Source organism: Halomonas salinarum, from assembly GCF_012062845.1.
Lineage (GTDB): Bacteria > Pseudomonadota > Gammaproteobacteria > Pseudomonadales > Halomonadaceae > Onishia > Onishia salinarum.
Window position 1 is genome coordinate 1 of record NZ_WWNB01000019.1, and the last position, 15,278, is coordinate 15,278.

A 15,278-nucleotide genomic window follows, 5' to 3' on the forward strand; every position below is an offset into this window, starting at 1 on the left:
GCACCGCCTTGGCAATGGCATCGATGGCGTTGCTGAAATGCATGGACCTTCCCGTGTCAGTGTACCTGACAGGGAAAGGTCTCATGATTAGCTTATTGAAGGTAGGCTTAACTGACTGGCATTACGGCACAAGGCCGGGGCTTTTGACTGAGGGAGCCATGAAACAATGGGAGTACAGCTGGTCGATGCTGCGTGCACCGGCGACACCACTACCGCCCGCCGGACCCTATCATCTAGCGCCCAACTGCTGGCAGCAATGGCGCAATGAACGCTCTAACGCAGCACTCCCTCATCCTTGAGCAGTTTGTAGATGGCTTCGGCGCCCTCTTCAGGCGTGACATCCGAAAGGACCTGCCCACCACCACCTTCGGCCTTGGCTGCGGCGGCCTTGAAGCGATCCCGGGCCGAGGCGGCCTTGACGATCTTGAGACGCTTGGGCCGTTTACGGGCCGGCTGCATCGTCCAGCTCGACAGTGCTTCATCCTTGCAGGAATCTACCGTCAACGACTGGCATTCACCGCGGCGAGCCGGGCCAAAGGCACTTTGGCGTGCCGCGGGAGCGGCACTGTCAACGGTCACGATGGCTGGCAGACGGACCTTGAGTCGCCGGCGCTGACCGCGCGGCAGTGCCTGCAGCACCGTCGCTACACCCTGACTTACCTCCTCGATGGCGGCCAATCCCTGCACCAGGGGCCACCCCAGCCGTTCGGCCAGAAGATACGCCAGCATGCCCGACCCTTCGCCCTGCTCGGCCCGCTCACCGGCAATCACCAGCTGCGGCCCCCAGTCCTCCAGAGCCTCGCCGAGGGCCACACTGACATCGCTGCCAGCGGGCTGCTCGAGTAGCGTGAGATCCTTGAACCCCATACCCAGGTAGCCTCGCAGGGCCTGCTCGCTGTCCGCATCGAAGCGACCGGCATGCACCAGGCGTGTCTGCGCCTCGGGAAGCGAAAGTGCCAGCTCCACACCACGCGCATCGAGATCGGCACGCCGCCCCCGGCCGGTCACCGGATGGCGACCGACAGAGACCAACGCGACAACATCCAGCGCCGAGGTTGACGAAGCATGCCGTTTGGGTGTTTGCATATCAGGCGGCATTGCGGGTCTCCTTGTCAGTAGTGGCGGACGCGTCTGAGGATTCGGTCGCCCCCTCCTGTTCGCGTGCGGACTGAACCCGAGCGACCAATGCCGAGAGAACCGCGGCGGCATCGCCGATCACTGCCAGGTCGGCCCGCTTGACCATGTCACAGCCGGCATCCATGTTGATGGAAATGACCTTTTCGCAGGGCTGGATGCCCTGCAAATGCTGGATGGCGCCACTGATGCCTACTGCCATGTAGACGCGGGCGGTCACCCAGGTGCCGGTGGCCCCCACCTGACGGTCGCGGGGCATGTAACCATCGTCGACCGCCACGCGAGAGGCGCCTTCCGTCGCCCCCAATACCTTGGCGGCCTCATGGAAACCGTCCCAATCACGCACGCCGTTACCGGCGGAGAGGATGAACTCGGCTTCAGACAGCGCAACGCCGGCAGGATCGACGGGCACTTGGCCGAGATCCTCGATCCAGGGCGCATCGACGCCGCCCGGCAAGGCCGGCTCCGAGGTTTCCGGCAGGCCAGCCTCAAGCGTCAGCGGCGCCGCCGCGTGACGCGTCTCGCTGATCGGCTCGGCGCATTCGGCCAGAGCCATTACCAAGCGCGGCATTGGGCGCAGAATATCCTTGCTGCCCGCGGCACCTCGTGCGGTGCACTGCCAGCCAAGCGGCGCCTGCGGGTCCTCGGCCACTTGCCAAAGGCCAGTGACGGGGCGCTCACCCAACCGCGCCGCCATCCGACGACCCAGATCACCGCCACCGAGACCAGAATCCGGCAACAGCCAGTGACGCGGCGCAAATTCACGCTCGACGGCCTCGAGCAATACCAGACGACGCTCCGGCGCGAAGCCCTCGACCGCCTCGAGTGCGATCACTCGGTCGGCGCCGGCCTCGTCCACATCCTCCGGGGCTGCCCCGAAGGTCACTACCGCCACGGCACCCTGAGCGTCTGGGTCGGCGTCGGCAAGCTGACGGGCCAATCCCAGCAGGTCGCGATCGTGACTAGATAGGCGACCACCTCCCATGTCCGGCACCACCGTCACCAGGAAGGCCGGCTCGTCGATCTCGACGCGGGGCTTGCTGACGGCTGCCGAGGCCCGCGCGCCGCCAGCGCCTTGACCCTGCTGAACGCCACTGCGGTCGATACGCTTGAGGCCATTGGGCCCCATGAAGCCCACGGCATGCGGGTTCTTGCGGACCAGGCCCTGCGGCCCCACCCACTCGCTGGCTGCCCCCCGACCGAGTTCCGCCAGCACTTCCAGGTGCTGTGGATGCAGTCGGTTGCGGGCAATCCATTCCTTACGGGGATCTCGACGTAAAATATCACTCATCACGACACCTCCACGGCCTGAGGCCCTTGTGCCTGGGAACGGTCGTCGGAGGTCGCCGGTTTCTCTACCAGTGCATTGGCAACGAGTTCCGCGATGTCGCGCACCTCGGCGGTAGAGTCGACCACACCCTCGAGCATGGCGGTACACTGCGGGCAACCCACCGCCACCATATCGGCACCCGTTTCGCCCACGTCGCCCATGCGCATGTCGGGAATACGTTGCTTGCCAGGAACGTCGGTGATTGCAGCCCCGCCACCACCACCGCAGCAGCGCGAGCGGAAGCCGGAGCGCTCCATCTCGGCGACCTCGATACCCAGCGCCCGCAGCACATTGCGCGGTGCCTCGAACTCGCCGTTATAGCGACCGAGATAGCAGGGATCGTGGTAGGTCACCCGACCGCCCTTCCAGGGAGCGAAGGCCAGCTTGCCGGCATCATAGAGCTCGGCGATGAAGGTGGAGTGGTGACGCACCTCGTAGTCTCCACCCAGCTCGCCATACTCGTTGCCGAGCACATGGAAGCTGTGCGGGTCACAGGTCACGATACGCTTGAAACGATACTTCGACAGGGTGGCGATATTGCGCTTGGCCAGGCTCTGGAAGGTGGCCTCATCGCCCAGGCGCCGCGCCACGTCGCCGCTATCGCGCTCCTCGTCACCGAGCACGGCGAAGTCGACATCAGCGGCACGCAGCACCTTGACCAGAGAACGCAGCGTACGCTGGTTACGCATGTCATAGGCGCCATCACCCAACCACAACAGCACCTCGGCCTCACCACGGTCGGCCATCAGGGGCAGCGACAGGTCAGCGGCCCAGTGCATGCGAGCACCGGGGTCGAAGCCGCCGGGGTTATCGGTAGCGATCAGGTTGTCGAGGACCTCTGCCCCCTTGTTGGGGGTATTGCCGTGCTCGAGGGTCATGAAACGGCGCATATCGACGATGGCATCGACATGCTCGATCATCATCGGACACTCCTCGACGCAGGCACGACAGGTGGTGCACGACCAGAGTGTATCGGCGTCCACCAGGGCCTTGCCCTGGCGGGCCACGATGGGCCCCTCGGCACTGCCTTCATGCTCCCCTACCGGCTTGCCGGGATAAGGGCTGCCGGCGTAATCGGCATCACTGCCGCCGGCCATGCCGACGACCATGTCCTGGATCAGCTTCTTGGGGTTGAGCGGCTGGCCAGCAGCGAAGGCGGGGCATACCGCCTCGCAGCGACCGCACTGCACACAGGCATCGAACCCGAGCAGCTGGTTCCAGGTGAAGTCACTGGGCGTTTCAACGCCCAGCGGCGCCTCGTGGTCGTCCAGGTTCAGCGCCTTGAGGCCAGTCGAACGCCCCTCGCCTCCCTCTTTAGTGGAGAAACGATCAGGACGGCGGTGGAAGGCCAGATGAAGGGCACCGGCGAAGGCGTGCTTCATGGGCCCGCCCCAGGTCATGCCGAAGAACATCTCACCCAGGCCCCAGACCAGCACGGCGGAAAGCACCAGTGCCAGGATCCAGCTGCCGAAATCCTCGGGCAGCAGACCAACGGCGGGCAGGGTAATGGCAAAGGTGCTCAGCGAGAAGGCCATCAGGCTTTTGGGCAGACGCATCCACGGGCCCTTGGAAAGCCGCGCCGGCGGGTTGCGACGGCGGCGAGCCACGAAGCAGCTGCCAGCAAACATGGTGGCACTGGCCGCGAGCAGCACCCAGCCGAGGATGCCTTCGGCTAGGCCCAGTCCGTGCACCAGGATCATCAGCACGGCCGCCGCGACAAAACCGCCGGCGGTGGCCACGTGAGTGTTGGATATCATCTTGTCGCGGGCGACCACATGGTGGAGATCCACCAGGTAGCGCCGCGGCATGGCGGCTAGCCCCTTGAGCAGGGCAACGGGGGCGGGACGACCTTGGCGCCACAGGCGGACACGCCGCCAGGCACCGACCACCGCAAGCGCCAGTGCACCAGCGATCAGGATCGGCAGGAGGGTATCGAGCATCTCGGCTCACCTCGCAATATTGGAATTGTTGGGCGGCCCGGCCATCACTGACCGGGCCGCTGAGGGCTTCAAGTGCTACGCCAATGGGCGCTTAGAAGTCCTTGCAGAGACGCAGGGCGTCGTAGATCGCCGCATGGGTGTTTCGCGGCGCGGTGCAGTCACCGAGACGGAACAGCAGCGGCTCTTCACCTTCTTCGCTCAGGCAAGGCTGCGGCTTGATGTCGTACAGCGCCTGCAGGTCCAGCTGCCCCTTGTTACGGGACTTATCCTTGAGCGCGTAGTAAAGCGCCTCATCGGGACGTACGCCGTTCTCGACGACCACCTGGTCGACCACGCGCTCTTCCTGTGTCCCGGTATACTCGTTCTCGAGTACCGCGACCAGTGAATCGCCCTCACGGTAGACCTTGTGCAGCATCAGGTCGGAGGTCATGATCACCTCCTTCTGATAAAGGCTGCGGTAGTAGGTCGGGAAGGTGGTACCACCCACCGCCGCGCCGGGCTTGATGTCATCGGTGACGATCTCGACCTTGGCGCCCTTGTCAGCCAGATAGTCCGCCGCGGACATCCCTGCAAACTCGCACAGCGCATCATAGATCAGCACATTCTTGCCCGGCTCTACCTTGCCGTTGAGAACGTCCCAGGTGCTGACGACCAGGCTTTCATCCTGATTCTCAGAGTAGCCCCACTCGGCGTACTGTTCGAGGTAGGGGTGACCGCCGGTCGCCAGCACCACAATGTCAGGACGCAGATCGAGGATGGTCGCCTCATCGGCACGGGTGCCCATGCGCTGGTCGACCTTGAGACGGTCCAGCTCGAGCTGGAACCAGCGCGTGATACCGGCGATCTGGTCGCGCTGCGGTGCCTTGGAGGCGATGGTGATCTGCCCGCCTAGCTGATCCGAGGCCTCGAACAGCGTGACCTCATGGCCCCGTTCGGCGGCGACGCGCGCCGCTTCCATGCCACCGGGACCACCGCCGACCACCACGACCTTGCGCTTCTTGCCTTCGGTCTGCTCGATGATGTGGGGCAGGCCCAGGTATTCGCGCGACGTGGCGGCATTCTGGATGCACAGCACGTCGAGCCCTTGGTACTGACGATCGATGCAGTAGTTAGCGCCCACGCACTGCTTGATCTGGTCGACCTGGTCCATCTTGATCTTGGTGATCAGGTGCGGGTCAGCGATGTGCGCGCGGGTCATGCCCACGAGATCCACATAACCACCCTCGAGGATGCGCTGGGCCTGGTTGGGATCCTTGATGTTCTGGGCGTGGATGACCGGCGCCTTGACCACTTCCTTGACGCCCGCTGCCAGGTGCAGGAAGGGCTCCGGCGGATAGGCCATGTTGGGAATGACGTTGGCCAGGGTGTCATGGGTATCGCAGCCCGAGCCGACCACACCGAAGAAATCGACCATGCCGGTTTCATCGTAGTAGGTGGCGATCTGTTTCATGTCATCGTGGGACAGGCCGTCCGGATGGAACTCGTCGCCGCAGATACGCAGGCCGACGCAGAAGTCGTCGCCAACCTCGGCGCGTACCGCCTTGAGCACCTCCATGCCGAAACGCATGCGGTTCTCGAAGCTGCCGCCCCACTCGTCGGTCCGCTTGTTGACGCGCGGGCTCCAGAACTGGTCGATCAGGTGCTGGTGCACGGCGGACAGTTCGACGCCATCCAGACCGCCTTCCTTCGCACGGCGCGCCGCCTGAGCGAAGTCACCGATGATGCGCCAGATATCCTCTTCTTCGATGGTCTTGCAGGTCGAACGGTGGACCGGCTCACGGATGCCGGAGGGCGACAGCAGGGCCGGCCAGTCGAAGCCATCCCAGCGCGAGCGGCGACCCATGTGGGTGATCTGGATCATGATCTTGCCGCCGTGCTTGTGCACTGCGTCCGCCAGGTTCTGGAAGTGCGGAATGATCCGGTCGGTGGTCAGGTTCACCGAGCTCCACCAGCCCTGAGGACTGTCGATGGAGACCACCGAAGAACCACCGCAGATGCACAGCCCGCAGCCGCCCTTGGCCTTTTCCTCGTAGTACTTCACGTACCGGTCGGTGGTCATGCCGCCGTCGGTGGCATGCACTTCAGCGTGTGCGGTGCTGACCACGCGGTTACGGATGGTCAGGTTGCCGATCTGGATCGGCTGGAAGATCGCGTCGAATGCCATGGTTATGCTTCCTCAGCCCTGTGGGGTGTCGAGCGGACGGGTAACGAAAATCCCGACGTCGCAGCCTTCTTCGGCCGCACTCTGCGTCTGTTCGGCGACGGTACGCAACTCGCTGCCTCGCGCGGCCAGGATCTGGTCCATGGCACCGGCAAACCAACCGGTAAACATGTACTCGATCTTCCGGTTGACCTTGCCCATCTGGTAGACGAAGGCGCTGTGTTCGAGGCGTACACGGCAGGTACCGGCATCGAGGTCGATGGCCTCGGTGATGAACAGGCCCCAACCGCGCTGGGAGAGGCGTTTCATGTAGTGTTCGAAGACGTCCACACCTTCGAGGCCGTGGCACTCGGCTTCCTTCTCGCACCAGTGCCAGGCACTCTTGTAGCCGGCATGGTAGAGAATCTCGGCGTATTTCTCGGCGCCCAGCGCTTCTTCCACGGCCATGTGGTTATTGATGAAAAAGTGACGCGGCACATACAGCATGGGCAGGGCGTCAGTCGTCCAGATACCGGTTTCGGCATCCACCTCTATGGGCAGTTCAGGGGCCATCTTGGTCACGGGAGCTCACTTACGTTGTTGTTGGTCTCGAATCTATCGGATGGTGACGCCGTTCAGGCGCCCCACACGTCCTTGAGGGTGCGGACCCAGTTCTCGCCCATGATCTTGCGCACCTGGCGCTCGCTCATACCGCGACGGAGCAGCGCTTCGGTGAGGTTCGGGAACTCACCGATGGTGCGGATCCCTTCGGGATTGATGATATCGCCGAAGCGGGTCAGGCGACGCGCATAACCCTTATCATGGGTCAGCCACTCGAAGAAGTCATGGCCGTGGCCCTGGGTGAAGTCGGTGCCGATACCGATGGCATCTTCCCCGACGATGTTCATCACGTACTCGATGGCCTCGACATAGTCGTCGACGGTGGCGTCGACGCCGGCACGCAGGAAGGGTGTGAACATGGTCACACCGACGAAGCCGCCGTTGTCGGCGATGAACTTGAGTTCGGCGTCGGACTTGTTGCGCGGGTGTTCCTTGAGGCCCGACGGCAGGCAGTGAGAGTAGCAGACCGGCTTTTCAGAGGCCTCGATGACCTCACGAGAGGTGTTCTCGCCAACGTGGGAGAGGTCGCACATGATGCCCACACGGTTCATCTCGGCGACTACCTCGCGGCCAAAGCCGGACAAGCCGCCGTCACGCTCGTAGCAGCCGGTACCTACCAGGTTCTGGGTGTTGTAGCACATCTGCACGATGCCCACGCCGAGCTTCTTGAAGATCTCGATATAACCGAGTTGGTCCTCGAAGGCGTGGGCGTTCTGGAAACCGTAGATGATGCCGGTCTTGCCCTCTTCCTTGGCCCGCGCGATGTCGGCGGTGGTCCGCACCGGCAGCACCAGATCCGAGCTATCGGCTATCAGGGCATTGGTCTTGACGATGTTGTCGACGGTTGCCTGAAACCCCTCCCAGACAGAGACGGTGCAGTTGGCCGCGGTCAGACCACCCTTGCGCATGTCCTCGAACAGCTCACGGTTCCATTTGGCGATGACAAGACCATCGATGACGATGGCGTCCTGGTGCAGGTCGGAAGAGGTCATGAAGGGTACTCCAAGCAAGAAGATGACTTGCCGGCAGCATAGCCCTGGGACTGCCCCGCTCGTCGCTTGGAAGCGACCGGGAGTTTTCCAAAAACGTCAGAGCTGTCGCGATCGCGATATTAGCATCTGACTATTACAGGCGTTCGAGGTAGGCAACTCCGCCCAAATTATGCATCTGCTGGCGAATCCAGCGACTGCGCTCCTCGATATAGGGACCGGGGCGTGACGCGCTCCATCCCCGGGGATTGGGCAGGATCGCTGCCAGACGGCTGGCCTGGTTGACATCAAGACGAGCGGCGCTGACCCCGAAGTAATGCTGAGCAGCGGCCTCCAGGCCGAAGACACCTCTATCCCACTCGACGATATTCAGATAGACCTCGAGGATGCGCTCCTTGGGCCAAAGCGCCTCGAGGAGCAAGGTAAACCAGGCCTCGAGCCCCTTGCGTAGCCAGTTGCGTCCGGTCCACAGAAAGAGGTTCTTGGCGGTCTGCTGACTGATCGTACTGGCCCCGCGCAGGCCCTCGCCATTGCGGCTTGATTCGATAGCGCGGCGGATCTGTTCGAGATCAAAGCCGTGATGCTCGGGGAATCGCTGATCCTCGGCGGCGATCACGGCGATCTTGGCATGCCCGGAAAGCTCCGCCCAGGGCCGCCATTGCTGGTCGATGTCGATCGGTTCACCACCGACCCAGGACTCGAGCTTGCGCTCGACCATCACCATCGAGCCGAACACCGGCACCACCCGGAACATCAGCACCAGCAGCAGCGAGGCGGCAACGAAGCCCCCCGCCGCCCACAACACAGTGCGCAGTAACTTGCCTCGCCAATCGTTCATGCCGGCCTCGGGACGCTCATCGGGCCCGCAGTATAACAAGCCAACAAGCAAATGCCGCGCCCTCAGGGCACGGCATTGATGGGAGAAACCAGCTCGCCAGGGCCATGGCCTGGGCGTGACGACCCAATTAGCGCCACCCCTTACCTAGAGCGGCACGCTTGCATAGGTCGGCTCTCCCTGCGCCTGGGTCAGCGCCAGCACGGCACTGGAAACGGGCTCGAGTGACACCCCCTCGCTCTGCAGGGATGTAAAAGCGCCTTCGGGGCCCGCGGCAAACACCGGACGCGCCTGCCGACTGCCGATTCCCTGACGCTCGTCTCGTGGCGGCATGCCGAAATACTCTCGATAGCACTTGGAAAAGTGCGGGGTGGAAACGAAGCCGCAGGCCGAGGCCACCTCGATGATCGACATCGCGGTCTGCTTGAGCAGCTGCCGGGCCCGGGTCAACCGCAGCTTCAAGTAATAGCGGGACGGCGAGCAGTGCAGGTATTTCTGGAACAGTCGCTCGAGCTGGCGACGCGAGACGTCCACGTAGTTTGCCAGCTCATCAAGGGAGATAGGCTCTTCATGGTTGGCTTCCATCAGCGCCACGATCTCCAGAAGCTTGGGCTGCGTGGTGCCCAGCACGTGCTTGAGCGGTACCCGCTGCAGATCCTGATCGCCGCGCACCCGGTCATAGATGAACATCTCAGAGATACTGGCCGAGAGCTCACGGCCATGATCCAGGGCGATCAGGTGCAACATCATGTCAAGCGGTGCGGTGCCGCCGGAGGCTGTGACCCGGTCGCGATCGATGGAAAACAATCGCGAGCTCAGAGCGACCCGCGGATAGGATTCCTGCATGGCGGCCATGGATTCCCAATGAGTGCTGGTCTCATAGCCGTCAAGCAGCCCCGCCTTGGCGAGCGCCCAACTACCGGTGCAAACCGAGCCGAGACGACGCGATTGTCGGGCCTGTACCTGCAACCAGTAGGTGTGCTCACGCTGGACAGACCGCTGCGGCCCCACGCCACCGCAGACGATCACGGTATCCAGGTTCAGCGGCGTCTGGAAACCGGCATCCGGCGTGACGCGCAGGCCATCACTCGCGCTCACCTGACAACCGTCTTGACTAATGGTGTACCAGCGATAGAGCTCTCGTCCCGCCAACTGGTTCGCCATGCGCAGCGGCTCAATGACCGAGGACAACGACATCAGGGTGAAGTTATCGAGCAGCAGGAAGCCAAAGGTCTGCGGCGACTTGACCGCAGACGTCTTGGACTGAGAAGAGGGCAAGGCAGATGACTGGCGTGGCCCTTGGGAAGCAGTAGTCATGGTCAGGACTCCAGCACGGTATATCGGCAAGGATCACGTCGACCCTCACGTCTTTATGGTTGTTGTGTAAGCAACACGCAGTAGCGCCATCGTCTGGTCAATCACGGTGGCGTTATCGATGTCCAGATCGCGACATGTGAGCAAGAAAACCCCGCTTTCGGTGTCGCCATCAGGCAAGAGATAATCTAAATGTAATCTGTATGTCGCTTTTTGACATGCCAAATTTAGCTATCGAATGCACCGTTTCGGTGAACTGAAATAATCGGTGCACAGGCCATGGGCCTGAAAGCGAAAAGGGCCCTTCGCCCGAAGGAGAAGAGCCCTGACGCGCCCCTAGCCCGAAAGGAAGAGAAACGGGGCAAATATTATCGAGTCCACTCAGCGCTTCTTATGCAGCTGCTCGGCATGATAACGCAGGTGATCCTCGATAAAGGTGGCAATGAAGTAGTAGCTGTGGTCATAGCCGGCATGCCGGCGCAGCGTCAGCGGATGATCGCGTTTTTCACACGCCGCCTCCAGCCGTTCTGGCATCAGCTGCTCGTCAAGGAAGTTGTCGGCCTCACCCTGATCGATGAACAACGGCTGGCGCGAGGCGCCCTTGGCCACCAGCTCACAGGCGTCATATTGAGTCCAGTTACGCGTGTCTTCACCCAGATAATGAGTAAACGCTTTCTGCCCCCAAGGGCTTGCTACCGGATTCACTACCGGCGCGAATGCTGAAACCGCCGCGTACTGCCCAGGACGACGCAGCGCCAGTACCAGGGCCCCATGGCCGCCCATGGAGTGCCCGCTGATCGACTCGCGACCATTGACCGGGAAGTGCTGGCGCACGACCGAAGGTAGCTCCTCGGCCACGTAGTCATACATGCGGTAGTGCTTGGCCCAGGGCTCCTGGGTGGCATTCACATAGAAGCCGGCTCCACTGCCGAAATCGTAGCTGTCATGCTCGCCGGGCAGATCCAGCCCTCGCGGGCTGGTATCCGGACAGACGATGGCGATGCCGAGCTCGGCGGCGAGCCGCTGCGCCCCGGCCTTCTGCATGAAGTTCTCGTCGGTACAGGTCAGCCCCGACAGCCACCACATCAACGGCACCCGCTCGGTCTCGACCTGAGGCGGCAGATAGATGGAAAAGACCATCTCGCAGTCCAGTGCCCGCGCATGATGCTTGTAGCGCTTGAGCCAACCGCCGAAGCTCTTGGTGGCCGATACCAGTTCCAGGGATTCGGACATGCTCATCGGTGCGTCTCCTTCGCTCAGAAATGCAGTACGCTGCGAATGCTCTTGCCCGCATGCAGCAATTCGAAGGCTTCGTTGATCTTCTCGAACGGCATGTCTTGAGTGATGAACTCGTCGATCTTGAGCTCACCCTTCATGTAGCGATCGACATAGCCCGGCAGCTCGCTGCGACCCTTGACGCCACCGAAGGCGGAGCCTTTCCAGACGCGCCCGGTCACCAGCTGGAAGGGCCGTGTGGAGATTTCCTCGCCGGCACCGGCGACGCCGATGATGATCGACTCGCCCCACCCCTTGTGGCAGCACTCAAGCGCCGAACGCATGACATTGACATTGCCGATGCACTCGAAGGAGTAGTCGACGCCGCCATCGGTCAGCTCGACGATGACCTGCTGGATGGAATCACTGTAGTCATTCGGATTGACGAACTCGGTGGCACCGAACTCGCGTGCCAATTCGAACTTCTCCGGGTTGATGTCGATGGCGATGATGCGGCTGGCATTGGCCATTTGCGCGCCATGGATGACGGCAAGACCGATAGCACCGAGGCCGAACACGGCGATGGTGGAGCCCGGCTCGACCTTGGCCGTATTCATGACAGCGCCGATACCCGTGGTCACGCCACAGCCGAGCAGGCAAATCTTGTCCAGCGGGGCTTCCTTGGACACCTTGGCAAGCGATACCTCAGGCACCACGGTGTACTCGGAGAACGTCGAGCAGCCCATGTAGTGATGCAGGGGCTTGCCATCCAGGGAAAAGCGCGAGGTGCCATCCGGCATCAGGCCCTTGCCTTGAGTGGCGCGCACCGAGCTGCACAGGTTGGTCTTGCCGGAAAGGCAGAATTTGCACTGACCGCACTCGGCGGTATAGAGCGGGATGACGTGGTCGCCCGGCACAAGACCCGTCACGCCCTCGCCGACTTCCTCGACGACGCCTGCGCCTTCGTGACCCAGTACTGAGGGGAAAAGCCCTTCCGGATCGGCACCAGAGAGGGTATAGGCATCGGTATGGCAGACGCTGGTGGCGACCATGCGGACCAGCACTTCGCCGGCCTTGGGAGGCTCGACGTCGATTTCGGTGAGTTCCAGCGGCTTGCCGGCTTCCAGTGCAATAGCGGCACGAGATTTCATGGCGACTCCAGACAGTAGGATGTAGGAACATTGATCAGCCGGTCAGGGTAAAAACATTGCCGGCTGTAGTGAAACCAGTCTAGGCGACAGCGCCTGTCGCGATAAACTGGGTGAGACACACAAGATTGTTGCCACTCAGCAAAGATCAGGGAGCACCCTTCACCACATGCAACGCTGGGATCGAATCGAAGCCTTCGTCGAAGTGGTTCGCCTGGGCAGCTTCTCTGCAGCGGCACGGGCGCTCAAGGTCTCGACGTCACACGTCAGCCGACTGGTAGGTCAGCTCGAGAATCAGCTCGGCACCACCCTACTCTACCGTACCACGCGACAACTGCACCTGACCGACGCCGGCACCCTCTACTATGAGCATTGCCGCCATCTGTTCGATGGTTTCCAGGAGGCCGAAGCCGCCGTTCATGACTTTCACGCGCGACCCAAGGGCGTGCTCAAGCTGACATCTTCGACCACCTTCGGCGAGCGTTTCATCGCCCCGCTGGTCAACGATTTTCAGCGCCAGCATCCGCAGCTCGAGGTGGACATGCACTTCACCAATCGCCGCGTCGAGCTGATCGACGAAGGCTATGACGTGGCGATTCGCATGGGGGTGCTCAAGGACTCGACGCTGATCGCTCGGCGCCTGTGTGAGCGCCGCGAGTACGTGGTCGGCTCACGGGACTACTTCGCTCAGGTCCCCCGCCCGCATTCGCTGACCGAGCTTGCCACTCACACCTGCCTGCTCGGCTCCCGGGATCAATGGCTGTTCGAGGTCGACGGGATGCGCCGCGAGGTTCGCGTCGGCGGGCGCTGGCAGGCCAACTCCGGCCCCGCGCTGCTGGACGCCACCCTCAAGGGGCTGGGCATCGCACAGCTGCCGGACTACTACGTCGAGGCGCATCTGGCCAGTGGCGAGCTGGTCTCGGTACTCGACCACTTTCGACACCGCGACACCGCTGTCTGGGCGGTGTATCCGCGCCACCGCCACCTCTCGCCCAAGGTTCGCCAGTTCGTCGACTATCTGGTCGCCCATATTCACGAGGTGTTGCCGGCGCGGCGCTGACAGCGCCAGCTCAGCGATGCAACGACACTAACGGGCGCACAAAAAAGGGCGCCCAGCGGGCGCCCAAGGGGTTGATCAATGGCGGGCCTGGCCCGCCAGAATCAGCATTCGATGGCATTGACGGCAAGACCGCCGCGCGAGGTTTCCTTGTACTTGTCCTGCATGTCGCGGCCGGTGTCACGCATGGTGCGGATCGCCTTGTCCAGCGAGATGAAGTGCTCGCCGTCGCCACGCAGCGCCATCTGGGCAGCGTTGATGGCCTTGACCGAGGCGATGGCATTGCGCTCGATGCAGGGCACCTGCACCAACCCGCCGACCGGGTCGCAGGTCAGACCCAGGTTATGCTCAAGGCCGATCTCGGCGGCATTCTCTACCTGGCCGATGCTGCCACCCATGATTTCAGCAAGCCCGGCGGCGGCCATTGCGCAGGCCGAACCAACTTCACCCTGACAGCCGACTTCGGCGCCAGAGATCGAGGCGTTCTTCTTGCACAAGATGCCCACCGCACCGGCGGCCAGCAGGAAGTCGACCACGTCGCGCTCACAGGCGTCGGGCTGGAACTTCATGTAATAGTGAAGCACCGCCGGAATGATGCCCGCAGCACCGTTGGTGGGCGCGGTGACCATGCGCCCGCCGGCGGCGTTCTCCTCGTTGACCGCCAGGGCAAAGACGTTGACCCAGTCCATTGCCGAGAAGGTGGAGGTGATCAGGCTATGACTGCCTTCCATCGCCACCAGACGACGATGCAGCGAGGCCGCCCGCCGCTTGACGTTGAGCCCACCGGGCAACACACCTTCGTTGCTGAAGCCGGTCTCGACGCAGTCGCGCATTGCCTGCCAGATCGTCCACAGGCCGTCGCGGATCTCCCGCTCACTGCGCCACGTCTTCTCGTTCTCGAGCATCAACTCCGAGATCCGCATGTCATGCATGCGACACAGCGATAACAGCTCACCAGCACTATTAAAATCGTAAGGCAGCGACGTGGTATCGGTATCCAGAACGCCGCCCTGGGCCTGAGCCTCGTCGATCACGAAACCACCACCCACGGAATAGTAGGTATTGCGGTACAGCTCATCGTTATGGCCGTGGGCAATCAGGCGCATCGCATTGGGGTGATGCGGCAGGCATTCATCCAACAGCTGCATGTCGCGCGACCACAGGAAGGGGATCGCCAGACGGTTGTCGAGCAACAGGGTGCGAGATTCCACCAACTCCTCGATGCAAGGATTGATGGTGTTGGTATCAATGGTACTCGGCAGCTCCCCCATCAGTCCCATGATCACAGCCCGGTCGGTACCGTGACCAATGCCGGTAGCTGACAGCGAGCCATACAGGCACACTTCGATACGCGCCACCCGCTCCAGCAGATCAAGCGAGCGCAGCTCCTCGACGAAATCATGAGCGGCCTGCATCGGCCCCACCGTGTGGGAACTCGACGGACCGATACCGATTTTGAACAGGTCGAAGACGCTGATGGACATGGTTCACCTCATTAAAGGAAGCATGGCTTGGATGCCTGGGGTGCCATTGTCATCAATTTGGCTAAAGGTGG

Annotated in this window: 13 protein-coding genes; 2 read left to right on the plus strand and 11 right to left on the minus strand. The window is 62.4% G+C overall.

Translation table 11 applies throughout. From position 1 onward, the window contains the following. The coding region (locus HF027_RS15505; RefSeq protein ID WP_209316445.1) for a hypothetical protein at window positions 1-299 on the plus strand (299 nt) is incomplete at its 5' end. On the opposite strand, the gene etfB is transcribed toward HF027_RS15505, so the two are convergent. The 10 genes from etfB to HF027_RS12625 all read right to left on the minus strand — a co-directional run bounded on the left by etfB (window position 274) and on the right by HF027_RS12625 (window position 12,669). Beyond that, a complete protein-coding gene (gene etfB / locus HF027_RS12580; protein WP_168016199.1) occupies window positions 274-1,098 on the minus strand; it encodes an electron transfer flavoprotein subunit beta in 825 nt (274 codons plus the stop codon). The genes HF027_RS15505 and etfB overlap by 26 nt on opposite strands. Beyond that, window positions 1,088-2,425 (minus strand): electron transfer flavoprotein subunit alpha, encoded by a 1,338-nt coding sequence (gene etfA / locus HF027_RS12585; RefSeq protein WP_168016201.1) that lies wholly within the window; start codon window positions 2,423-2,425, stop codon window positions 1,088-1,090. Before etfA ends, etfB begins: the two co-directional genes overlap by 11 nt. Continuing rightward, a complete protein-coding gene (locus tag HF027_RS12590; protein ID WP_168016203.1) occupies window positions 2,425-4,404 on the minus strand; it encodes a (Fe-S)-binding protein in 1,980 nt (659 codons plus the stop codon). The genes etfA and HF027_RS12590 overlap by 1 nt, the downstream gene beginning before the upstream one ends. 91 nt (window positions 4,405-4,495) lie before the next feature. Next, window positions 4,496-6,568, minus strand: coding sequence for a dimethylglycine demethylation protein DgcA (dgcA, locus tag HF027_RS12595; protein WP_168016205.1), 2,073 nt, complete (start codon window positions 6,566-6,568; stop codon window positions 4,496-4,498). Between the two features lie 12 nt (window positions 6,569-6,580). Further along, window positions 6,581-7,126, minus strand: coding sequence for a DUF5943 domain-containing protein (locus HF027_RS12600; protein ID WP_168016207.1), 546 nt, complete (start codon window positions 7,124-7,126; stop codon window positions 6,581-6,583). A gap of 53 nt (window positions 7,127-7,179) precedes the next feature. Further along, window positions 7,180-8,157, minus strand: a complete 978-nt coding sequence (locus tag HF027_RS12605; protein ID WP_168016209.1) for a dipeptidase — start codon at window positions 8,155-8,157, stop codon at window positions 7,180-7,182. Between the two features lie 133 nt (window positions 8,158-8,290). After that, window positions 8,291-8,992, minus strand: coding sequence for a monofunctional biosynthetic peptidoglycan transglycosylase (gene mtgA, locus HF027_RS12610; protein ID WP_168016211.1), 702 nt, complete (start codon window positions 8,990-8,992; stop codon window positions 8,291-8,293). Window positions 8,993-9,136: 144 nt separating this feature from the next. Then, window positions 9,137-10,306 (minus strand): choline metabolism transcriptional regulator GbdR, encoded by a 1,170-nt coding sequence (gbdR, locus tag HF027_RS12615; RefSeq protein ID WP_168016213.1) that lies wholly within the window; start codon window positions 10,304-10,306, stop codon window positions 9,137-9,139. Window positions 10,307-10,684: 378 nt separating this feature from the next. Then, window positions 10,685-11,542 (minus strand): S-formylglutathione hydrolase, encoded by an 858-nt coding sequence (gene fghA / locus HF027_RS12620; protein WP_168016215.1) that lies wholly within the window; start codon window positions 11,540-11,542, stop codon window positions 10,685-10,687. Window positions 11,543-11,559: 17 nt separating this feature from the next. Then, the gene (locus tag HF027_RS12625) at window positions 11,560-12,669 is read right to left on the minus strand and encodes an S-(hydroxymethyl)glutathione dehydrogenase/class III alcohol dehydrogenase (RefSeq protein ID WP_168016217.1); all 1,110 of its coding nucleotides are present in this window, start codon (window positions 12,667-12,669) and stop codon (window positions 11,560-11,562) included. Between the two features lie 166 nt (window positions 12,670-12,835). Here HF027_RS12625 and HF027_RS12630 point away from each other — a divergent pair, with 166 nt between their 5' ends. Further along, entirely contained in the window at window positions 12,836-13,726 is an 891-nt protein-coding gene (locus HF027_RS12630) for a LysR family transcriptional regulator (RefSeq protein WP_168016219.1), read from the plus strand. 101 nt (window positions 13,727-13,827) lie between these two features. Here HF027_RS12630 and HF027_RS12635 read toward each other — a convergent pair whose 3' ends face one another. Then, on the minus strand, window positions 13,828-15,207 hold the full coding sequence (locus tag HF027_RS12635; protein WP_168016221.1) for an L-serine ammonia-lyase: 1,380 nt from the start codon (window positions 15,205-15,207) through the stop codon (window positions 13,828-13,830). Window positions 15,208-15,278: the final 71 nt, after the last annotated feature.

Excerpts from the sequence above, each read along its gene's own strand:
- etfB (WP_168016199.1), bottom strand. The coding sequence starts at position 1,098 with ATGCCGCCTGATATGCAAACACCCAAACGGCATGCTTCGTCAACCTCG.
- etfA (WP_168016201.1), bottom strand. The coding sequence starts at position 2,425 with ATGAGTGATATTTTACGTCGAGATCCCCGTAAGGAATGGATTGCCCGC.
- HF027_RS12590 (WP_168016203.1), bottom strand. The coding sequence starts at position 4,404 with ATGCTCGATACCCTCCTGCCGATCCTGATCGCTGGTGCACTGGCGCTT.
- dgcA (WP_168016205.1), bottom strand. The coding sequence starts at position 6,568 with ATGGCATTCGACGCGATCTTCCAGCCGATCCAGATCGGCAACCTGACC.
- HF027_RS12605 (WP_168016209.1), bottom strand. The coding sequence starts at position 8,157 with ATGACCTCTTCCGACCTGCACCAGGACGCCATCGTCATCGATGGTCTT.
- mtgA (WP_168016211.1), bottom strand. The coding sequence starts at position 8,992 with ATGAACGATTGGCGAGGCAAGTTACTGCGCACTGTGTTGTGGGCGGCG.
- gbdR (WP_168016213.1), bottom strand. The coding sequence starts at position 10,306 with ATGACTACTGCTTCCCAAGGGCCACGCCAGTCATCTGCCTTGCCCTCT.
- fghA (WP_168016215.1), bottom strand. The coding sequence starts at position 11,542 with ATGAGCATGTCCGAATCCCTGGAACTGGTATCGGCCACCAAGAGCTTC.
- HF027_RS12625 (WP_168016217.1), bottom strand. The coding sequence starts at position 12,669 with ATGAAATCTCGTGCCGCTATTGCACTGGAAGCCGGCAAGCCGCTGGAA.
- HF027_RS12630 (WP_168016219.1), top strand. The coding sequence starts at position 12,836 with ATGCAACGCTGGGATCGAATCGAAGCCTTCGTCGAAGTGGTTCGCCTG.
- HF027_RS12635 (WP_168016221.1), bottom strand. The coding sequence starts at position 15,207 with ATGTCCATCAGCGTCTTCGACCTGTTCAAAATCGGTATCGGTCCGTCG.